Origin of the sequence: Methylocystis iwaonis (assembly GCF_027925385.1) — a bacterium.
Classification (GTDB): domain Bacteria; phylum Pseudomonadota; class Alphaproteobacteria; order Rhizobiales; family Beijerinckiaceae; genus Methylocystis; species Methylocystis iwaonis.
Map to the genome: position 1 here is coordinate 3,258,336 of NZ_AP027142.1, position 21,450 is coordinate 3,279,785.

The window sequence follows — 21,450 nt, forward strand, 5'->3', positions numbered from 1 at the left end:
GCGGCTAGGCGCCGTCGCCGCCTAATTTGAACAGCTTCTGCGCGTTCGTTCGGCCGATTTTACGGCGGTCGCCTTCGCTCATATCGACCGCATCGAACCAAAGGGCGGCTTGGTCGATGTTTTCGAAAGGCCAATCCGTCGAGAACAGGACGTGGTCGGCGCCCAGTTCGGCAATCGCGCACATCAGCGTCGGCGTGTGAAAGTTGCCCGACGTCGTCAGGTAAAAGTTTTCCTGGAAATAGTCGCGAAGGCCCCGTTTCGCTTTGTGCTTGGGCGGCGCCTTGGCCCATGCGTTGTGATGATCGACGCGCCAGATGCTGTAAGGGAGCCCTTCGCCGAGATGCCCCATTAGGATGGCCAGGCCAGGATGCTCGTCGAAGAGGCCCGATCCCATCAAGCGCAAGGCATGCACCGCCGTTTCGCTGCCGAAGGCCCAGGTGGGGCCCATGAGCCATTCCTGACCCTCGTAAACGCCGGCGTTGCGCGGCAGGGGATTCCGCGGATGAAGGTAGAATGGCGCGCCGAGTTGCTCCATGAGCGCCCAGAACGGACGGTACCTCGGCATGTCGTAATACAGAGCCTCACGGTCGGCGCCAAGCTCGGTGAAGCCGTTCACAAGGGCGCCGCGAAAGCCGAGGGCGCCGATGCAGCGCTCCAACTCAACACAGGCCGCGTCCGGGTCCTGCATCGGCAGCGCCGCAAAGCCTTGAAACCGATCCGGTCGTTTGGCGACCTGTTCCGCAAGATAATCGTTCAAGCGTCGGGCGGTTTCGATGGCCGTGGGGGCGTCTGGAATCTCTTGTATTCCGGGCGAGGTCAGCGACAGGATCATCATCTCCATGCCGTATTCGTCCATCAGCCGCAGACGGCGGTCGTGGATGTCGAGAATCCTGCTTTTCAGCTCGTCCCAACGGTCGGCAGGCACGACGCCTTCGGAATCGTGAAGAAAATCCGCCGTGCCGAAATGCTCCTCGAGCCCGATCTTCCCGTCCATGATGTCCCTCTGCCGCTTCTGCCCAAACATTGCCGGAGGTGACAAGCTTAGCGTGGATCTGTCAACCGACGCTTACTATTTGCACGGGCATTCGGTAAGTCGGCGTTTGCTAAGGGACTGCTTTCCAGACGCCGGGTTTGAGATACATATTGAGCACGTCCTTTCCTTTCGCTCGGGCGGGCGAAAGGTGACGACGATGGAGAAGTGAACGTGGCGAGCGCAGCTCATCGAATGATCCGCATGCTCGCTTGGGCATGCGTCTTGGCGATCCTGGCGCTTTCACTGGCGCCCGGCGACGCTCGCCCGCACACTGCTCTGCCGGGAAAGCTCGAACATTTTATCGCCTATGCAGGAACGGGGCTCCTTTTCAGCATTGCCTATCGACGCCGTAGAACGCGGGCGCTGATTTGGGGCGCGCTCGTTATCGCGAGCGTCGTCTTGGAGGGGATTCAGAGTTTCATCCCCGGGCGGTCGCCCGACCTTCTCGACGCCTTAGCCAGCTCAACGGGACTGACCGTTGGGCTCGCATGTGGCGCCGCCTTGGCGCGTCTCTGGCCCCGCGCCTGACCCAGAGCCCGTCATTGCGAGCGAAGCGAAGCAATCCAGGGCAGCGATGCGGCGCTGGTTTGCTTCGTCGGCTCCGCCTCCTCGCAACGACGGCGGTATTTCCCGTCGCTCGTTTTGCGAGCGTCGGGATCAACACCGAACCACAAAGCCCTACACCGGCCCCGCCATCGACTTGTAACCACGCGCAAGCTCGGTTGATCGTCCGCCGGCAAACCAACTCCCTTGATCAAAGCGTAGATCGCCGGAATGACCAAAAGCGTCAGCAAAGTGGACGAGACCATCCCGCCGATCATCGGGACCGCGATGCGCTGCATGACCTCCGATCCGGCGCCGGTGCTCCAAAGGATCGGCACGAGGCCGGCCATGATCGCCACGACCGTCATCATCTTGGGGCGCACGCGCTCCACGGCGCCGAGCATGATGGCCTTGTGAAGATCCATCTTCGTGAAGGCTTTCCCTTCCTCGGCGCGTTGCGCCGCGATCTCCTGCCGCGCGGCGTCGAGATAGATGAGCATGACGACGCCGGTCTCGGCCGCGACGCCTGCAAGCGCAATGAAACCCACGCCCACGGCGACCGACATGTTGAAGTTCATGACCCACATCAGCCAAACGCCGCCCACGAGCGCGAAGGGTAAGGACAGCATGACGATGAGCGTCTCGGTGATCTTGCGGAAATTCAGATAGAGCAGCAGGAAAATGATCGCGAGCGTCACCGGCACGACGACGCGCATGCGCGCTTCCGCGCGTTCGAGATATTCATATTGGCCGCTCCAGACAGCATAGGAGCCGGCGGGGAATTGAACCGCCTCGGAGACGGCCTTTTGCGCCTCGGTCACGAAGCCGCCAATGTCGCGGTCCCGGACATCGACGAAGATATAGACGGCGAGCTGCCCGTTCTCCGTGCGGATCGACGTCGGGCCGCGAACCAAATCCACCTTCGCGACCTCGCCTAGCGGGATGGTTCCGCCCCCAGCGAGCGGGATCAGAACGTCGCTCGCAATCGCGCGCGGGCTCGATCGGAAGTCGCGCGGATAGCGCACGTTCACGCCATAGCGCTCGCGCCCCTCCACTGTGGTGGTCACTGTTTCGCCGCCGAGGGCCGTGGCAATGGTCGCCTGCACGTCGTCCATCATCAGTCCGTAACGCGCGAGCGCTGCGCGATCAGGGATGATGTCGAGATAGTAACCGCCCATGACGCGCTCGGCATAAGCGGACGCGGCGCCACGAACGCCTTTCACGACCTTCTCGACCTGGCGCGCGAGTCCTTCGAGCTGCGCGAGATCGCGCCCCATGATCTTGACGCCGACAGGCGTGCGAATGCCGGTGGCGAGCATGTCGATGCGATTGCGGATCGGCATGGTCCAGGCGTTGGAGACGCCAGGAAATTGCAGCGCCGCGTCCATGTCGGCGACGAGACTTTCGACGGTCACGCCGGGCCGCCACTCCGCTTTCGGCTTGAGATCGATGACCGTCTCGAACATTTCGAGCGGCGCCGGATCGGTCGCCGTCGCTGCGCGGCCCGCCTTGCCGAAGGTGGATTTCACTTCCGGAAAGGATTTGATGATCCGGTCCTGCGTCTGCAGCAATTGCGCGGCCTTGGTCACCGAAAGCCCCGGCAGCGTCGTCGGCATGTAGAGCAGCGCGCCTTCGTTGAGCGCCGGCATGAATTCGGAGCCGAGCTGGCGTGCGGGAATGATCGTGACGGCGACGGCCGCGAGCGCCAGAACGACAGTTGGAATTTTCGCACGCATCACGAGGCGGATGATCGGCCGGTAGATATAGATGAGCGCCCGATTGATCGGGTTTTTCTCCTCCGAGACGATCTTGCCGCGCACGAAAATCACCATCAGCGCCGGAACCAGCGTGACCGACAGAAGCGCCGACGACGCCATGGCGAAGGTCTTCGTATAAGCGAGCGGACTGAAGAGACGCCCTTCCTGCGACTCCAAAGTGAAGATCGGCAGGAAGGACACGGTGATGATCAGCAGGCTGAAGAACAGCGCCGGGCCGACTTCGGTCGCGGCGTCGATCAATATATCGATGCGCGGCGTATCGGGCGGGGCGCGCTCCAGACGTTTGTGCGCGTTCTCGATCATGACGATCGCCGCGTCGACCATGGCGCCGATGGCGATGGCGATGCCCCCTAAGCTCATAATGTTGGAGCCGAGCCCCAGCGCCTTCATCGCCGCGAAGGCCATCAGCACGCCGACCGGCAGCATGATGATGGCGACCAGCGCGCTGCGGAAATGCAAAAGGAAGACGACGCAGACGAGCGCGACGATGACGCTTTCCTCGACCAGCGCGCCGCGCAGCGTTTCGATCGCCGCATGGATGAGCTCAGAGCGGTCATAGACCGGGACGATCTCGACGCCCTTGGGCAGGCTCGGCGCGAGCTGCGCCAGAGCGGCCTTGACATTGTCTATGACAGTGAGGGCGTTGGCGCCGTAGCGTTGCAGTGCAATGCCGCTCGCAACCTCGCCCTCGCCGTTGAGCTCCGTGATGCCGCGGCGCTCATCGGGCCCGAGCTCTATGCGCGCCACATCCTTGAGGAGCAGCGGCGTCCCGCCGCCGGCGCGCAGCACGATGTTCTCAAGGTCAGTGACTCCCTTCAGATAGCCGCGGCCGCGAACGATGAACTCGAATTCGGACAGTTCGACCGTGCGGCCGCCGACATCGGCATTATTGGCGCGGATGACCTCGCGAATGCGCGAGAGCGGGATGTTGAGCGCGCGCAGGCGATTAGGATCGACGACGACGTTATATTGTCGAACGAAGCCGCCAACGCTTGCGACCTCGGCGACTCCTTCGGCCTTGGCGAGCCCGTAGCGCAGCGTCCAATCCTGCAGCGATCGCAGTTCGGCGAGCGTCATTTCCTTGGCGACGAGCGCATATTGATAGACCCAGCCGACGCCCGTGGCGTCCGGGCCGAGCACCGGCGCGGCGCCCGCGGGCAAGCGTTTGGTTGCGGCGCTCAAATATTCGAGCACACGCGAACGCGCCCAATAGACGTCGACCCCATCCTCGAAGATGACATAGACGAAAGAGACGCCGAAGAAGGAGAAACCGCGCACCACTTTGGAGCGCGGCACGGTGAGCATGGCGCTTGTGAGAGGATAGGTGACCTGATCCTCGACCACCTGCGGCGCCTGACCCGGATATTCCGTATAGACGATCGCCTGCACGTCGGAGAGATCGGGAATGGCGTCGAGCGGCAGGGTGCGCAGCGCATAGAGACCCGCGGCGACGGCAAAGGCCGTGCCGACGAAGACCAGCACCAGATTGCGCGCCGACCAAGCAATGAGACGGCCGATCATTTGCCCGCCTCTGCGTGGTCGAGCGCCTGCAGTGCGGCTTTGAGATTGCTTTCGGCGTCGATCAGGAAGTTCGCCGACGTCACGATGCGGTCGCCCTCAGCAAGGCCGCTGGCAATTTCCGCATAGCCGTCGCCGCGCTTCCCGATCTTGATTTCGCGCGGCTCGAAATGACCCTCGCCCTTATCGAGGATGACGACTTGTCGCTTGCCGGCGTCGATGATGGCGCTCTCCGGCGCGGCCAGAACCTTCTCCTTGCCGCCCGCTTCGATCTCGACGTCAGCAAACATGTCGCCGAGCAGGCGCCCCTCGGGATTTGGCAGCTCGATGCGCACGCGGGCCGTGCGGGTCTCCATATTCAAATGCGGATAGATGAGCGCGACGCGCCCTTTGAAAGGATGATCGGGGTAGGAGCGCGCGCGGATGATCGCCGTCTGCCCCGGCGCCACGGTCTCCACGTCGCGCTCCGGTATATCGGCCAAAATCCAGACAAGGCTGTGGTCGACGATGCGAAACAGCGTCTCGCCCGGCGCCGCGCGCATCCCGCTCAGCGCCGTGCGCTCGATGACATGGCCGTCCTGCGGCGCGGGCCAGTCGATGACGCGTGGCACGCGGCGGCTGCGCGCGATCGCGGCGATCGTCACATTGTCGAGTCCGAGATTGACGAGTCGGCGCCGCGCCCCTTCCGTGCGCGCCGCCGAATGCGCGTTGAGCACGGCCACATATTCCGCGGCGGCGCTCGAGAGGTCGGGCCCATAGACGCGCATGAGCGGCTGGCCCTTATGCACATAATCGCCCTCGGCGATCTTCTCGACGGATTCGATGAAGCCCTCGAAGCGCAGCGCAACGACCGCAGTTCGCCGCGGATCGAAATCCACGCGGCCCGCCGCGCGCACAGGAACGGTCACAGCCCGACGCTCGACAGGCTCCGAGCGCACGCCCGTCTTTTGCAGCTTGCCGGGGCTGATCGTGACGGTCGAAACGTCCTGCGCTTCGTCCTCATAGACAGGGACGTAGTCCATTCCCATCGGGTCTTTCTTGGGAACGGGCGACGTGTCCGGAAGGCCCATGGGGTTGCGGTAATAGCGAATGCGCCGGCCGGTCGATTGCGTTTGCGCAACTTCCGGCGGCTTGTCCTCGAAGGAGACATCCTCGCTGGCGCGAACGGCGACATAGTCCTTGCCGGCGGCGTTCTTCTTCGGCTTTATCGAATAGAAGGGGCCATCCGGATCACGGTAGTAGATGATTGGGCCGATCCCTTGCGCATGCATCTCGCCGGCGTTGCGCGGCGTCTCTGCGCGCCACAGCCACAGGCCGGCGGCGCCGAGCGCGACAGCGGCGAGGACGGCCGAAAAAATGAGTTTTGCGCGGCTCATAGCGCGCCTCCTGCCAGACGTTCGAGGTCGGCGTATTTGCTCTGCTCCTCGACCTTCAAAGCGAGAAGCTCCAGTTCGACGGCGCGCAGGCGCCGCTCAGATTCGAGAAGCGTCGCGAGATTGGTCGTTCCGGCGTCGAAACCGCTGCGCGCCGTCTCGACAGACAGCCGCGCCGGGGGAAGCTGGCGCTGCTCGAAGATTTTGATCGCCTTGCGGATGGCCTCCAAGCGATACCACGCCTCGGCGACGTCTCCGTCGAGGCGGATACGAAGCGCGTCGTTGCGCGCCTGCGCGGCCCCGAGACTGGCGCTGGCCGCGCGCTGCTCGGCGTCCTTCGCTTCATATTGCAGCGGCACTTTGAAGCCCAGCAGGAACATGCCGCTGTTTTCGCCGCTCTGGCGCTGCACGAAATTCGCGCCGGCGGTGATGTCCGGATAGTAGTTGAGGTCGGTCAATTCCTTCGTGGTCGTGGCGGAGCGCACCTGCGCATGCGTCGCCGCGAGCTGGGGATTCGACGACCGGGCAAGATCCTGGACGCCGGAGAGCGTCAGCTTTGTCCTCAGCGGCGGAAAGCCCTTGGACGGCGCCAGCGGCGCACGCGCGTCGCGGCCGATGAGCGCATTCAAGCGCGCGGCCGACGATTTGACGTCCCCCTCCCTGCGGGCGACGTCGGCGGCCGCGGTGGCCGCCTCCAGCTCGGACCTGATGACCTCCTGCTGATCGACCGAGCTTGCGCCATAACGCAGTCGCAACAACTCCAGGAGCTGATCGACGCGCTGCTGGAGCGACTTCGATAATTCCAGCGCGCGCTGGGCGGCGCTGTATTGGGCGTAGGCGGTCTTCACACGAGCGACGAGATCGACCTCCATCGCCTGGCTCTGATGCCGCGACGCATCGGCGTCCGCCTGGGCGACGCCTTTTTCGAGGTCCGTCTTACCCCAGAGTCTGAAGGTCTGCTCGACGCCGATCCAGCGCTGGCCAACGCCCTTGCTGTTCACGTCCCATGCCTGCAGGGTGATCGTCGGGTCGGGTTGAACCCCGGCGGCGCCCACGCGCTGCAAGGCCGCGTCGGCGTCGAGAACGGCGGCCGCGAGCTCTGGACTGAGCCGCCGCGCCAAGGCCACCACGCTCTCCGCCGTCGCGCCGGGCGGACTCCTTTCCGCCCCCGAAACAGGCGAAGCGAAAACGCCTATCGCGACGCAGATCGACAAAAAAACGAGTCGCCTCATGGAGTCGCCTGCAAGATCAGCCGGCCCTGGAGCGTTCCGGTCTCTCCCTGAATCTTCGCCGCGATGGACATGCGCCAGCGTCCCTCATCCGTCAGATCGACCTTGAAGCGGTAAAGGCCAGGCTCAGGGCTTTGCGTCAGTTCGATGGCGCTCGTCATCGATTCCATGTCATCCGGCGCCATGTCGAGTCGCGTGGCGAAAATAATGGCGTCGCCAACAAGTTTGCCGTCCGGTTTATGGACCAGGCGCACATCGGCGAAGCTTTGCCCCTTTTTGATTCGAGTTTGAACCAGTTGAAATGCGTAATCGTCGGCCGCCGCGCGGGCATATCCGAGGCCGAGCGCGAAGACAGCCATCGCGCCGACAAGCCGCAAGAAGTTCTGTCGCATCTGTGAGTTCTCTCACGCCTCACGCGCAAGCGTCGCTGCGCGCAAGTGGGCTACCGCCCCGCTGGGGGCCTGATATGAGATCGTAAGACGGAGAATCCGGGCCGCTCGCGCGCGTTGGCCCGATGGCGTCACCCACCGAGGCGCCCATGATGGCGCACGCGCACGGAGCGGGCCCTAGGTGGGCGCTCAGAGAATCGGGGGACGAAGGTCCGGCGGCGCCGTGCGCCCTCGATAGGCCGCGTCGTCGAATATACGACGCGCCGGTGAGAGCGCGGCCGTGATCGTCGGCACAAGGGCGCTAGGCGGCGTCAACTGAATAGCGCCGCAAATGAGAGAATCGCAGTGCCGCGGCGCCGTCGCATGGTTGGCCGAATGGTCGGGGCAGTCGTCCGCTGCGGTCATCGCCGCACAGGCATGGGGCGCAGGCGCAGCGTAACCCGGCGCCGCCGCCCACAGAGCGGCGATGACGAGCATCGCAGAGACGATAAGGCGCAGCCAGTTGAGCTTCATTGCGTTTCCCGGCCACACAATAACACAGAAGGTCCGGTCGGCAACCATCGGGGGACGGCGAACTCAACCGCGGATCGGACCAGCCACCGAAGGCGCTCATCGGCAAATCCAGACCCAGCCCTCGCCTGCGTCCCAATCCCAGCAGACGCTGTGCACATGGCGCCCCTTCTCGCCGCTCCAGTCGCGGTGCATATGGCGGTAGTGGCCGCCGAGGTGCTGCATGGCGCTATGTTCCCGGTGCTCCTGGCTTTGCGACGCCGCCGGCAGGGTCGTCGCGAGCAGAAGCGCCGCCATCATCATCAACCGCTTCGGCATTTGTCCGCCTCTTCGATAAGCGCGCCCGATCGGCCGTTCGCCGCTTTCCGAACGGCCGGCGGGATGCGCGCCTACTGCCGCCCAAGCCAGGACGTCACGCGATCTCGCAGCTCCGCGAAGCTGTGCTTCGCCGCGAGCGACCGCGCCCGGCGGGCGACCTGTTCGCTGATTGGCTGCCCGAAATGCAAGACGCCGCCGTAATGGCAGTCGCAAAGGAGTTCATGCGCCTCCGACACGGACAGCTTGAAGAAGGAGACGCCGTCGCCGACAGTGTCCCCCGACAGGCCTTCTAGCCGGAAGATCGAATCCTTGAAGGCGATGGCCAGGGGCGATCCTTCCTGCCGCAGAGCGAGGCGCCTTTTTTTCGGATAGCATTCCATCGTCGAGAAGAGCCGCACCGGCTCACTCTCAGCTTCCATCAAGCTCGCCAGACGTTCCAGTCTCAGTCGCCGGAGCGCCCAATCGGGGCAATCCGGTCTCGAAACGGGAGCGCATGCCGGCGTGTCTTTAATAGAGCGGCGTTCCATGTCGCACCTACTATGATCCAAGGGGGCCTTCGCCAGAACCCGGACATCGTCCGCGAGGTTCCGAATGGACCAACATTCCTTGCTCGGGCGCTCCGAGACGCTCATGCGCTAGCTTTCGCTGCGATATGCGTGCGTCGCGCTTCGATAACGCCAAAAATAGATGTCGAACGACGTTCCAGAAACGACACGCCACGCGTCCCAGAAAAGAAGGGAGGAGATTCGTCCTCGCCGATTTTTCTGTGTGGTGGAAAATGAACGAGACAACGGCCAAAAGAGAGTGGAAGAAAACAACGGCGATAGCGATCGTCATGGCCGTGAAAGCGATCGACGCCGGCAGCCCCGCAGTCGCGCATGCCTCGATGACCAACAGGGAAATCGCACAGGCGGTCAAAACCTACCAGATTCCTCAAAGCTCGATGGATGTTGCTCTCAACCGGTTGGCGGATGCGAATGGCCTTCACGTTCTCTATCATTCGCGTCTAACGGAAAATCTCACGACCCCGGGGCTAAACGGAAATTATACGCTCTCTGGCGCGCTCGACTCGCTGCTGTCGGGAACGGGGCTCAATTACCGGCTCAGCGAGAACGGCGAAGCGATTTCGATCGTGCTGGCCCAATCGAACAGGACGGTGAGCGACGCGAGCCCACGCAATGCGCAAGCATTGCCGCCGATCGAAGTCGGCGCGTCTCCCCAGTCAAATGAACAGGCGCCTCATGGGAGCGGAGCCGGCCGGTCCGCCGCAACCGCCTCGCGTGACCAAAACGCCGGAAAAGATGGTCTCGGCGGACGATTCACCGGCTACATGTCGGACACGGCCAGCACAACGCTGAAAACCGACGCGCCGCTGCTGAAGACTCCCTTCTCGGTGCAGGTCATCACGCGCCAGACGATGGACGATCAGCAGGCAATCGATCTCAAAGATGCGGTTGTGGGCAATTCGAGCGGCGTGCTCGCCGTGCCCAACAGCTCCTTCTACACAGGACTGATGATTCGCGGTTTTTCCACGAACACAAGCGTTTATTTCAACGGTCTGCGCCAGTACCAGCTTATGAACGTCGATACCGCCAATCTTCAGTCGGTGGACGTTTTGAAAGGTCCGGCAGCGATGCTCTATGGGCGATCCGAGCCCGGCGGCTTGGTTGATCTCGTGCCGAAACGCCCCTTGGACACACCATATTATTCCGTGCAGCAGCAAGCCGGGTCATATGGCTTTACCCGGACAACGGTGGACGCCACCGCGCCTTTGAACAAGGAGAAGACGCTCGCCTATCGCTTCAACGGCAGCTATGTGCGCTCCGACTCCTACCAGGATTTTGCAAACAAAGAATATTACTTCCTGGCGCCGACATTCTCCATCCGCCCGAACGATCAGTTCAGGGCCAACATCGACCTGCAATTCATGCATGACGTGTTCATGCCCGAGTCCAACACCGTCGCGGTCGGCAACAGGCCCGCATCGATTCCAATCACGCGCTATCTTCAAGACCCATCGTACACCGGCAAGCTTCCGCAGCGGTTCGACCTTAGATACTATGGCTATGACTGGACGTTCGACATCGACAAGAATTGGAGCCTGACGAACAGGCTCTACTATCGGAGTCAGGGTCAAGACCTATCGTCGGTGTCTTTCATCGGCCTCAACCAAGCGACAGGCGCCCTGACGCGCGGCTCCTATTACCAGTCCATCACCAACCAAGGCATGGCCACAAATCTGGATTTGAAGGGCAAATTCGTCACCGGGCCCTTGAGCCATTCCACGCTTGTCGGGTTCGATTATTACAGCAACTATCAGCCGCTCGCGCCCTTCTATCTTGTCGTTCCCGCGTCGAAATATCTGCCCGCGTTCAACATCTACGCGCCGGTTTACGGAAGCAGATATGCCGGCGTAACGCCCAATCTTTTCACGACAAATTCAGAATCCTGGAAGGGCGTCTACGCTCAGGACACGATTTCGTTCTGGGACGATAAAGTCCATCTGCTTCTCGGCGGCCGATATGATTGGGCCGAGGTCAACTGGCAGGTTAAGAATAATGATCTGCGCACCGCTTGGATCGTGAGCCCGAATTTGAGCAAGGCGTTTAGCCCACGCGTGGGTCTAACCATACAGCCGATGCCTTGGCTTTCCTTATACGCCAATTACACGAAGTCGCTGAACGCCGACAATGGACTCAACGCCGGCAGCGCGATCCCGTCGCCCTTGCCTCCGGTCCGATCCTATGAATGGGAAGGCGGCGTCAAGGCGGAGTTTTTGGATAAGCGCCTCTTGCTGACACTGGCCTATTTCGATCTCGTCAAGACGAATGTCCCGGGGCCTGATCCGACCAATCCCGGCAACACGCTGGTGGCGGGCGAAGCCGAAAGCAAAGGATTCGAGGTCGATCTAAAGGGCCAAATAAACGAAAATTGGAGCGTGATCGCCAATTATACACATGACGACGCACGCGTCACCAAAGGCTCGCTCTACAATCCGCTCACCGAAATCAACACTCAGTTATTCATCGCTGGGAACCGGCTTCCGACCGTTCCAAAAAACATGGGCAATCTTTGGGTCAAATACGACGCTGACGGCTCATTCCAAGGCCTCAGCATCGGCGGCGGCGCGCAAGTCGTGGGAAGCGCTTTTGGCGACAACGCCAACTCCTTCACCATTCCGGCCTACGCAATCCTGAATGGAATGATCTCTTATCGCTTCGACGTCGGTCCCGCGCATCTCACCGCGCAGCTCAACGCAAAGAATCTCTTGGACACGACATATTATGCGAGCGCTGCGTCCCGGTTCCAGATCATGGCCGGCCCCCCGAGAACCATACTTGGTTCCTTGCGTCTGGAATTCTGACCATCGAGCGGATTTCCGGCGGTGTGGTTTGATACGAGATCCGCTTGATCGGTTCCCTGTCATTCCCGACGCTCGCTTGAGCGAGCGTCGGGAATACAGAGCCCAAAAAGCGCTGGTTTTACTCAGAGCCCGTCATTGCGAGCGAAGCGAAGCAATCCAGGCAGCGGCGCCGCCCTGGATTGCTTCGTCGGCTCCGCCTCCTCGCAATGACGGCGGTAATTCCCGATCGCTCGCCTTGCGAGCGTCGGGAACGACAGCGAACCAATCGCGCGTTTCCCCATCTCCCCGGGGCGCTTTCGCGACTTCATCGAATTTTCAACTGCGCGGCTGTAGCCCCCCGCTACAACCAACCGCTTCCTCTGAGCCAATCGGCGCTTCGGCGTTTCGGCGCGGCGCTCTTCTTTGCAGCTTGCTCATGACGAGATAGATAACCGGCGTCGTATAGAGCGTCATGATCTGGCTGAGAAGCAGACCGCCGACGATGGTGACGCCGACCGGGCGGCGCAATTCGGCGCCGACGCCCGTGGCCAAAGCGAGGGGGAGCGCGCCCAGCATTGCTGTCAGCGTCGTCATCAGGATCGGGCGGAACCGCTCGGCCGCCGCCGCCAGTATGGCGTCGTGCGGCGAGAGGCCCTTCTCATGCTCTGCCTGAAGCGCGAAGTCGACGAGCATGATGCCGTTTTTCTTGACGATACCAATCAGCAGCAGAACGCCGATCAAAGCCATGGTGGTGAATGGCGTCTGAAACGCTTCGAGCGCGACCAGCGCGCCCAGCCCGGCCGACGGCAGCGTGGAAAGGATCGTCAACGGATGGATAAAACTCTCGTAGAGCATGCCAAGGATGATGTAGACGGCGATGAGCGCGCCGAGCACGAAGAGCGGCGTCCCCTTCACGGTCTTGATGAAATCCGCCGCGTCGCCGGCGAATTCGGCATGTAGCCCATCTGGAATGCTAAGATCGTCGACCGCCTCGCGCACCGCCGCCGCGGCGGCACCGAGCGAATAGCCGGGAGCCGTGTTGAATGTCAGCGTGATGGCGGGCGAGACGCCCTGATGATTGACGGCAAGCGGCATAGCCCCGCTCTCGATACGCGCGACCGCGGCGAGCGGCATGATCTGTCCGCCGGTCCCCGTCACATAGACGCTTTCGAGATCGGGCAGGCTGCGCTGACGCGATTCGGGCGCTTCGACGATCACGCGATATTGGTTGCGCTCTGTGTAGATGATCGACGCCTGCCTTTGGCCGAAAGCGCTGTTCAGCGCGGCGTCGATCGACGAGATCGCGACGCCCATTCGGGACGCAGCGTTGCGATCGATCATCACATTTGCTCGGAGGCCGCCTCTCTGCACGTCGCTCGATACGTCGGCGAGCTGAGGCAGCGCTTTCAGACGCTGAAGGACTTTAGGGGTCCATCGTCCCAGCTCCTCAACGGAAGCATCCCAAAGCGTGAATTGAAATTGCGCCTTGCTCTGCCGGCCGCCCGCGCGAAAATCCTGCGCCGGGATCATGAAGAGTTTCAAGCCGTCGATCTCGGCAAGCTTCGGCCGCAGCCGCGCGACAATCTCGGCGCTCGTCGCTTTGCGCTGGCCCGCCGGCTTCAGCGCGATAAAAAACCGCCCCTGATTGCCAAGCATGCCCAAGCCGCCGCCCAGGACCGAACCGACCCCCACGACGTCCGGATCGGCGCCGATCACATCGGCGGCTTTCCGCTGCAGCTCGACCATGCTCGAGAAAGATATCTCGGGCGAGGCCTCAGACGTCCCGTTGATAAGGCCGATGTCGTCCTGCGGCATGACGCCCTGAGGTATGGTGAGATAGAGCCACACAGTCACGCCTATCGTCGCCAGGATCACGAGGAGCATCACGCGCGGATGATCCACGACGGGCCGCAATGTTCGTGCATAGAGCCGCAGGATCGCGCCGAGCGCGCCGCCCACGATCCGGTCCATGACCGACGGACTCGCGGGCCGAGCCGAACGAAGATGCGCGCAGATCATCGGCGTGACCGTCAAGGACACGAGCATCGACGCGACGATTGCGAAGCTCAGCGTGAATGCGAATTCCCGCAGCATCATGCCGACGGTGTCTCTCATGAAGAGCAGAGGGACAAATACAGCGACGAGAGACAGGCTGATGGAGACGACCGTGAAGCCGATCTGCCGCGCGCCCTCGAGCGCCGCCGCGAGTCGCCCCATCCCGCGCTCGATATTCCTTTCGATATTCTCGATCATCACGATGGCGTCGTCGACGACGAAGCCGACAGCGATCGTCAGCGCCATGAGCGAAAAATTGTCCAGCGTGAATCCTGCCGCCCAGATCGCCACGCAGGCGCTCGCAAGAGAGAGCGGGACGGTGATCCCCGCCGCAAAGGTGGGCGCCGCGCGGCGAAGGAAGAGAAACACCACCAGCATGACGAGGATAACCGAGATCAGCAAGGCGCGCCGGATCTCCGAAACGCTGGCGCGGATCGTCTGCGTGCGGTCTGTGAGCACCGAGATGTCGACGCCGCTCGGAATCCAGTTCTGCAATCTCGGCAGCAACGCCTTTATCTGATCCACCGTCTCGATCACATTGGCGCTCGGCTGCTTGGAGACGACGACGAAAAGCGCAGGCTTGCCGTTGTACCATCCGGCCGACAGCCGGTTGCGCGGGCCCAGCTCGACAGAGGCGACGTCGCCGAGCTTCGTCACGGCGCCGGCCGAGGAAGCGACCACAATCTGACGAAATTCCTCGGGCGTCGACAGGAGGCCGTTTGCGCCGAAGGTCAGGGAACGCGCGTCGCCGTCGAGCGCGCCGAGCGGACCGAGGACATTGGCCTTCCGGATCGCCTCGCTCACCCTGTCGATGCTGAGGCCCATGCTCGCGAGCCGCGTCGGGTCCGCCTGGATGCGGATTGCCGGCTGCTCGGCGCCAGCGATCCTTACGTCGGCGACGCCTGGAATCTGCGCGATTCGCTGGGCGATAACCGTGTCCGCTATGTCATAGATCGCGCTGGTCGGCAGCGTATCCGACGTCATCGCGAGGGCGAAGACCGGCGGCCCGGCCAGGCTGGCCTTGCGGAAGGAAGGCGGGGACGGCAGGTCGGAGGGAAGATCGGTCATCGCCGCGTTGATCGCAGCCTGCACGTCGCGCGCCGCCGCATCGATGTTTCGGTCGAGCCCGAATTGGAGAGTGATCGACGTCGAACCGTATGAATTGGCGGAAGTGAGCTCGGTAACGCCGGATATGCCCGCGAGCCGCCGTTCCAGCGGCGCGGCCACCGAGGCCGCCATGGTGGCCGGATCGGTCCCCGGACGATTGGCGGAGACGCTGATGATCGGCCGCTCGACGGACGGAATGCTGGCGACCGGCAGAAAAAAATAGGCGAGCGCGCCGAGCAGGAAGAGGGCGGCGGCAATTAACGTGGTGGCGACGGGGCGTCGAATGAAAGGCGCGGAGACGTTCATCTCGCTCCGCGCCGCAGGGGCAGTTGCTGGGCGCCGCGAAATGGAAAGGACGAGCGCATGAGGTCATCACAATATCGGAGCCGTTGCGGCGTCTCTTTTCTCATTCTTTCTCCTTCGACGCAGAGAGACCGGAAATCGCAGGCGCTCGAACGTCAATACAAGAAGGTCGCGAACGGCGTCAGACGAATGGCGCGCAGACCGAGCGACATCTCGATTTCGCTAATGATCTGCGCCGCGTCCGCGACGTCGAAAACACCAGAAACGCGGCGACTGCAAGCTGAAGGCTCGACGCAATAAATAAACCCGCGATGGTAACGCCCAACCGTCGCCAGAACGTCGCCGAGCGGCAGCTTGGTCACGATCAGCTTCCCGCGTCGCCAGGCGGTCGCCGCCTCGACGTCCACGGTTTCGGGCGCGCCCGCCGCTGCGTCTCTCTCATAAGCGCTCTGTTGGCCCTCCTCCACCACGACCGAGGCTCCCCCGCTCATGACCAGCACGCGATGTTCATTCACTGTGACGCGCGCGCCGGAACCGATCAAGGCGACGTCGAAGGCGGTGCCGAGCGCTGTCGCCGATCCTTCGCCAGCCTCGACGACAAAGGGACGCGCGGGGTCGCGCGCGACATCGAACCAGGCTTCGCCGGACAGCAGGATCACGCGCCGCTCCGCGGCGCTGTAGCGGACCGCGATAGAGGATCTCGCGTCGAGTTCCGCCTTTGAGCCGTCTTCCAAGGCGACGACCTTCCTTTCGCCGACGCCGGCATAGTGATCTGCGCGGAGTCGCGTAGCGACGTCGCCCAAGGACAGCAGTAGCGCGAGAGCCGCCGCCAGTACGGCAACCGCGGCCGCGGCATGGCGTCTACCGCTATGGCGTGGCGTTTGGGCCCGACGCGACGGGCTCATCCCGGCGAGATGGCCAAACATCCGCAGGACCTCCTCGAAGGCCGCGGCATTTTCCGCGTCTTTGGCGCGCCACTGCTCGAAAGCCGCCTTTTCCTCGTCGGACGACAGTCCCGCCCTCAACCTCACGAACCAGTCGATGGCTTCGTCTCCAGCATCGTCGGAGTCGGAGGGCGGTGTTTCAGTGCCAGGCATCATTGATCGAACCGAAATTGCTGCTCTTCGTCTGCTCGCATGGCGCTCAGCCGAGAGAATACTCCTCGCGCGCGAAATGCAAGCTGACCCGGAAATCCGATCGGAATCGTGTAACGCATCGGTTGGCGTAAATATTCTCTCCAGGAAGGCGCTGCATTGGCGCCTGTCGATGCGGCCGGCAAAAGATCAGCGCCCAAGGAGGGCGTCAACAAAGAACATGCGCCCGGCAAAGAGGAGCCGCGAGACACGGCGAGCGCAGATGCGCCAGCATCGGTTTCAGCACAACTGAAGGTGCGGGTTCGAAGATGGCGGCGCCTCTCGCGCGCTTTCCGCTCGCATGGGATCATGCGAGCGACGAGAAAGCGCGCAGCTTCAAAAAGCAGGAGCGCATTCATTTCGCAAAAGCGCACCACTTTGCGGAATGCGCTCTATGACGAGGCGCCGCCTTCTCGCTAATTCGACGCCGCCGCCTTTTTCCAAGGATCAGAGAACCTTGGCGAGGTCAGCAGAGTCTCGTCAGTGAGAGTTTTCAGGAAGGCGACGAGATCGGCCTTTTCCTGCGGCGTCAGATCGATCTTGACGATCAGGCCGCTTTTGAGCGGGCTCGCTTGTCCGTCGCCGGCGTTCGGCCCTTTCTCGATCTTACGGCCGCCCTTCGAATAAATCTCGATGACGTCTTCGAGCGTCGCGACGGTTCCGTCATGCATGTAGGGGCCTGTCACCGCAATGTTGCGCAGGCTGGGCGCGCGGAATTTGCCCATGTCGTCAGGATCGGACGTTATATCGAAGAGACCGCGGTTCGGAAGGGGATATCCGCCCTTGCCGTCGATGTCGTAAAGCCCGGTGTTGTGGAAGGGCGTCTCGGCCTCGCGCGTCTTCACGTGAACAAACTGGTCATTGAAATTCACGCTGCCGTGGCAGTGATGACACTCCGCTTTCTCGCCGAAATAAAGATCATGCCCCCGTTGCTCGGCCTCGGTCAATTTGAGCTTGCCTTGCAGGTACTGATCATAGCGACTGTTGAACGACACGACCCCCCGCTCGAATGCGGAAATCGCCTTGACGATGGTCTCCAGGGAGATCGGATCGATCTTGTCGGGAAACGCCTCCTTGAACCATTTTCGATAATCCGGGTCGGCGCGAAAGCGCGCAAGGATCTCGTTCTTGTTCGAGTCGTTCACGCCCATTTCGATCGGCCGCTCGCCCATCAACGGGTTCGTCATCTGCCGCTCGAGCGTCACCAGCGCCGGATTGGCCCAGGTCAGCGTCCCATGCCATCCCGAATTGATGATCGAGGGGGCGTTTCGGGGCGTGTTCTCGCCGGTCGAGCCGACGCTCACCACGCGGCCGTCCGTGAAGGCGCGCTCCTGCAGATGGCAGGAGCTGCAGGAGATCGTCCCGTTCCCCGACAAACGCTTATCGTAGAACAAGCGTCTGCCGAGCTGGAACTTCTCCTCCGACATCGGATTGTCCGCAGGAACGCGCGGCGGCGGAACATAGTTGGGCAGGTCCCATTTCCAGCCGGTTTGCTTGGCCGGCTCGGCCATCGCGAAAGACGCGGCGGCGAAACCCAGCAAAGCGATCGCGAAAAGCTGCCTGCGCCTCATTGCTTGCCTCCCGCCAATTTCGCGAGGCCGGCCTTGAAGACCGGGGAGGCGCCTGGCTTCGTTTGCTTGCCTGCCGTCCCGTCGGCGCCCGTGAGATTGAGGCCAAGCGCGGCGAAAATCGCGGGGCATTCCGGATCATCGAGCCCGCTCATGCAACCGACCGCGCCGCCCTTATCGACAAGAAGGTCGCTGTTCTCGAAGAGCCGGGTGAGGTCGAATTCGACGCGCTGCGTCTTCGGGTCGAAACGGTCGAAGGTCACAGTGAAACGATTTTCATGGGCGCAGGAAACGATTTCGCCCGTGGCGGGATTACCCTTGCAGCCCGTCGAGCCCAGATGCACCGTCCAGGTCTTGGTCTTGGAACCGTCCGCTTTGACGATCGGAGACGGCGGATCGACCTCGAACACCAGGAATCGACGCCCGGCCTGCCAATTCCACGCCATGCCGGCGACATCGAGAGGCGGCGGCGCCGTCTCGACGTTGGAATGGTTGATGGAGACGGGCTTTCCGTCGATAATCGTCTCCACAGGCGCGCCGACGGAAAATTCCAGACCGACATAGGCGCGGCGCGGCGCGGTCCCGGAAATCCTCGCATTCTTGGCCGGATTACTCTCCGTGCAGGGAGCGTTGCCGCCGCGCGCGTCTTTGAAATCGACCAAAGCGACGTCGCCGTACTGCCATTCGTTTTGCGCGAGCGCCACGGGCGTACGTATTCCCTTGGCGTCGATGAGCTTCACGCCATAGATGTAAAAACGCGCCTCATGGAGCTTGGCCTGCAGATGGGCGACGCCGAGATTGGCGAGCGGCGCCCCGCAGCCGACATCCTTTCCATCCGCCATCAGTCCGAAGTTGATGGCGACAGGCAAATCTTTCGCTGCGGCCTCTCCGACGCCGGCGAGCGCCGCGAGCGTCAATAGCAGCCAAAATGCAGTCCTTCCAATCGATCCCAGCATCGCTTCGACCCTCATTCGCGGACCAGCAAACACATACGGCGCGGTTAATCTTCTATGCGGAACAGTGAGATACTCGCTGGCGTCCAGCGACGCCATGGCGCTTGGCCGCACGAAAGGGCGACTTCGTCTCGACGCGCCCTCATCGAGCCAATTGTCGCACTCCCCGTCAGATCATCAGAGCTATAGGTTGTCCCAACCTCCTTAGACGCATCAGATCGAGAATAAGGAACCTCGCCGCGGGAATTTTTTTCTGCAGCGGGCTCGTGTCACTCTAAAGAAGATTTGAGCGCGGCGCGGCAGGTCCGGAAAGCCAGGCTGAGATGCTTACGCACCATCCTGTCGGAGATCTCTAATTTCCGCGCAATCTCGTGGAGGGGAACGTCTTCGTAGATATGAAGCTTGAAAACCTCCCGGCACCGCGGCGGCAGAGAGCTGACAGCCACGTCGAGGAGGCGGGATTTACGTTCATAATCCAGACGTTCGTCGGCGGGAGCATCTGCGGACGGCGCTTCGACCAGATAGTCGCCAAACTGGATATAGCCCGCCTCGGTTCTCCGGCGGCGCACAAAATCGCGCGCCAGATTAGTCGCGATCGTTTTTAGGAAGGCCGGCGGATCATTGATTCTCTCCGGCTTTTCCAGCCGGACGACTCGGACAAAGGTCTCTTGAAGAAGGTCCGGCGCGTCGGTCGAGCCGACCTTTCGCGTGAGGTAGCGGAGAAGGTCTCCTTGGCTCGAAAGGAAGACCTCACGAAGCGAATAAGCTTCCCCAACGGGAGCACGCGACTGCTCGCCGCTCGATGAAACGGTTGAAAACACGTTGCTTCTCCCTGACGGCGCTGTCGGCCGCGAGAACCGAAATTATCTTGCGCAGACTCTGGCTGCGTTCGGTCGATCAGGAGAAGAAGGGTGGCGCGCGAGACGACCAGCTATTCAACCGGCCCGGGATGGGCCAGGGTTCGTCCAAGAGGCCATAAGCGGCGATTTGGCGCTCGGGGAATAAGTCCAGGATAGCGAAGCAAGTGACCGCGAACGCCAGAGCAGACGCCGCGCGGCCGTTCGCCAAACAATGGTCGCGGCATTTGGAATGATGACTATCGCCATGCGCCGGAGCGGCGTTATCGCCCTCCAGGCTGCACAAGGCGGCGGCTTCCGAGGATGCGTATAGACCGATGACCCCGGAAAGCTTTATCGCTCCCGCTAATGACGCGAGCTGAAGCATAAAAATAGATAGCGTGGCGCAAGCGATAAACGCGCGCCGAAAGCTGCTGTATTTTATCTGCCGCCAAGCCATCGCCCCTAAAATGGCCGAAGTCTGTAGAGTGTCAAGCTCCATGGTCGCGCTTGTCCTATCCACCCTTTGCATTTGGATAAGGCTCTGAAAATCACGCCTTTCAGCGACCGTCGGCGTGAAATCTGGAACGCGGACGAAACCTTGGCGGTTAGGACAATGAAAGATCGTGACGCGGTCGATCGAGCGGCCCGAGAACTCGTCCAACCCGAGCATTAAGACAATCCGGCAACTTATAGTTTAATCTTTTCATTAGGGGCCATCCCGGCCGTGACCGCGGCTACAGCGCTTCCGCAAAAGAGATACTAGAAGTCCGCTTGATTGGTTCGGGGTCGTTCCGGACGCTCGCGCAGCGAGCGATCGGGAATGACAAGCGCCAGTGCGAGCTATTCCCGGAAATGGCATGATAGACTTTCGCGAAAAGAACGCGCTCCAGCTTTTTGACTCTACGCCATTTCTCATCGCTTGTATGAATCCACGCCAGCGGAAAGCCCGCTAGGGCGCCGCCGGAAACAATTTCGCATGGGCAGGGTTGTTCCCGCGTCTCAACTTGCGGAGAAGCCTCATGCACACTCAGGAGATCATCGGGACGCATCCAGACGTAAAGGGGCAGACCAACCAAGCCCTGATCCGCGCGATCGAGGAATGCTACGACTGCGGACAGAGCTGCATTTCCTGCGCCGACGCTTGTATCGGGGAGCAAGAGGTCACGCGCCTCAGGCAGTGCATCCGCCTCAACCTCGATTGCGCGGACATTTGCTTTGCAGCCGGGGCGATTGCAACGCGCCGCACGGGAAGCAATGAGGAGATCATCCGTTCCACGCTGGAGAACTGCATGCTGGCCTGCCGCCTCTGCGCAGACGAATGCCAGAAGCACGCGCAGTCGCATGAGCATTGCCGTATCTGCGCGGAGGCCTGTCAGAGCTGCGAGCAAGCGTGCCAGCAAGCGGTTCAGACCCTCGGCGCCACGCACTGAAGCGAGCGCGCGCGGAGTGAGCGGCGCT

At 62.1% G+C, this 21,450-nt stretch carries 17 protein-coding genes; 3 read left to right on the forward strand and 14 right to left on the reverse strand.

Translation table 11 applies throughout. The annotated features are described in order from the left end of the window. Positions 1-4 precede the first annotated feature (4 nt). The gene (locus tag QMG84_RS15570) at positions 5-994 is read right to left on the reverse strand and encodes an amidohydrolase family protein (protein ID WP_281929010.1); all 990 of its coding nucleotides are present in this window, start codon (positions 992-994) and stop codon (positions 5-7) included. Positions 995-1,204: 210 nt separating this feature from the next. On the opposite strand from QMG84_RS15570, the gene QMG84_RS15575 reads away from it, so the two are divergent. Continuing rightward, positions 1,205-1,561, forward strand: a complete 357-nt coding sequence (locus QMG84_RS15575; RefSeq protein WP_202072066.1) for a VanZ family protein — start codon at positions 1,205-1,207, stop codon at positions 1,559-1,561. A gap of 11 nt (positions 1,562-1,572) precedes the next feature. Here QMG84_RS15575 and QMG84_RS15580 read toward each other — a convergent pair whose 3' ends face one another. The 7 genes from QMG84_RS15580 to QMG84_RS15610 all read right to left on the reverse strand — a co-directional run bounded on the left by QMG84_RS15580 (position 1,573) and on the right by QMG84_RS15610 (position 9,110). Beyond that, the gene (locus QMG84_RS15580) at positions 1,573-4,875 is read right to left on the reverse strand and encodes an efflux RND transporter permease subunit (RefSeq protein WP_281929011.1); all 3,303 of its coding nucleotides are present in this window, start codon (positions 4,873-4,875) and stop codon (positions 1,573-1,575) included. Next, on the reverse strand, positions 4,872-6,248 hold the full coding sequence (locus QMG84_RS15585; protein ID WP_281929012.1) for an efflux RND transporter periplasmic adaptor subunit: 1,377 nt from the start codon (positions 6,246-6,248) through the stop codon (positions 4,872-4,874). The genes QMG84_RS15580 and QMG84_RS15585 overlap by 4 nt, the downstream gene beginning before the upstream one ends. Then, complete coding sequence (locus QMG84_RS15590) at positions 6,245-7,477, reverse strand: TolC family protein (RefSeq protein ID WP_281929013.1); 1,233 nt, start codon at positions 7,475-7,477, stop codon at positions 6,245-6,247. Before QMG84_RS15590 ends, QMG84_RS15585 begins: the two co-directional genes overlap by 4 nt. Continuing rightward, positions 7,474-7,866: a FixH family protein gene (locus QMG84_RS15595; RefSeq protein WP_281929014.1), complete on the reverse strand. Its 393-nt coding sequence runs from the start codon at positions 7,864-7,866 to the stop codon at positions 7,474-7,476. The genes QMG84_RS15590 and QMG84_RS15595 overlap by 4 nt, the downstream gene beginning before the upstream one ends. A 186-nt stretch (positions 7,867-8,052) precedes the next feature. Continuing rightward, entirely contained in the window at positions 8,053-8,376 is a 324-nt protein-coding gene (locus QMG84_RS15600) for a hypothetical protein (protein ID WP_281929016.1), read from the reverse strand. A 96-nt stretch (positions 8,377-8,472) separates the two neighbouring features. Further along, the gene (locus tag QMG84_RS15605) at positions 8,473-8,691 is read right to left on the reverse strand and encodes a hypothetical protein (RefSeq protein ID WP_281929017.1); all 219 of its coding nucleotides are present in this window, start codon (positions 8,689-8,691) and stop codon (positions 8,473-8,475) included. 71 nt (positions 8,692-8,762) lie between these two features. After that, complete coding sequence (locus tag QMG84_RS15610) at positions 8,763-9,110, reverse strand: hypothetical protein (protein ID WP_281929018.1); 348 nt, start codon at positions 9,108-9,110, stop codon at positions 8,763-8,765. A gap of 359 nt (positions 9,111-9,469) precedes the next feature. On the opposite strand from QMG84_RS15610, the gene QMG84_RS15615 reads away from it, so the two are divergent. Next, positions 9,470-12,055 carry a TonB-dependent siderophore receptor gene (locus QMG84_RS15615; RefSeq protein ID WP_281929020.1) on the forward strand — a complete coding sequence of 862 codons (2,586 nt, stop codon included), beginning with the start codon at positions 9,470-9,472 and terminating at the stop codon, positions 12,053-12,055. A 315-nt stretch (positions 12,056-12,370) separates the two neighbouring features. On the opposite strand, the gene QMG84_RS15620 is transcribed toward QMG84_RS15615, so the two are convergent. From QMG84_RS15620 to QMG84_RS15645, 6 genes are all read right to left on the reverse strand, one after another. Beyond that, on the reverse strand, positions 12,371-15,502 hold the full coding sequence (locus QMG84_RS15620) for an efflux RND transporter permease subunit (RefSeq protein WP_281929021.1): 3,132 nt from the start codon (positions 15,500-15,502) through the stop codon (positions 12,371-12,373). A gap of 152 nt (positions 15,503-15,654) precedes the next feature. Then, positions 15,655-16,599: a FecR family protein gene (locus QMG84_RS15625; protein ID WP_281929022.1), complete on the reverse strand. Its 945-nt coding sequence runs from the start codon at positions 16,597-16,599 to the stop codon at positions 15,655-15,657. 449 nt (positions 16,600-17,048) lie between these two features. Next, positions 17,049-18,203, reverse strand: coding sequence for an MbnH family di-heme enzyme (locus QMG84_RS15630; protein ID WP_350356497.1), 1,155 nt, complete (start codon positions 18,201-18,203; stop codon positions 17,049-17,051). Further along, on the reverse strand, positions 18,200-19,156 hold the full coding sequence (locus tag QMG84_RS15635; RefSeq protein WP_202072055.1) for an MbnP family copper-binding protein: 957 nt from the start codon (positions 19,154-19,156) through the stop codon (positions 18,200-18,202). Before QMG84_RS15635 ends, QMG84_RS15630 begins: the two co-directional genes overlap by 4 nt. Before the next feature lie 266 nt (positions 19,157-19,422). Continuing rightward, positions 19,423-19,974 (reverse strand): RNA polymerase sigma factor, encoded by a 552-nt coding sequence (locus QMG84_RS15640; protein ID WP_281929023.1) that lies wholly within the window; start codon positions 19,972-19,974, stop codon positions 19,423-19,425. Positions 19,975-20,050: 76 nt separating this feature from the next. Continuing rightward, on the reverse strand, positions 20,051-20,662 hold the full coding sequence (locus tag QMG84_RS15645) for a hypothetical protein (RefSeq protein WP_281929024.1): 612 nt from the start codon (positions 20,660-20,662) through the stop codon (positions 20,051-20,053). Between the two features lie 349 nt (positions 20,663-21,011). On the opposite strand from QMG84_RS15645, the gene QMG84_RS15650 reads away from it, so the two are divergent. Continuing rightward, complete coding sequence (locus tag QMG84_RS15650) at positions 21,012-21,422, forward strand: four-helix bundle copper-binding protein (RefSeq protein WP_281929025.1); 411 nt, start codon at positions 21,012-21,014, stop codon at positions 21,420-21,422. The last annotated feature ends 28 nt before the right edge of the window (positions 21,423-21,450 follow it).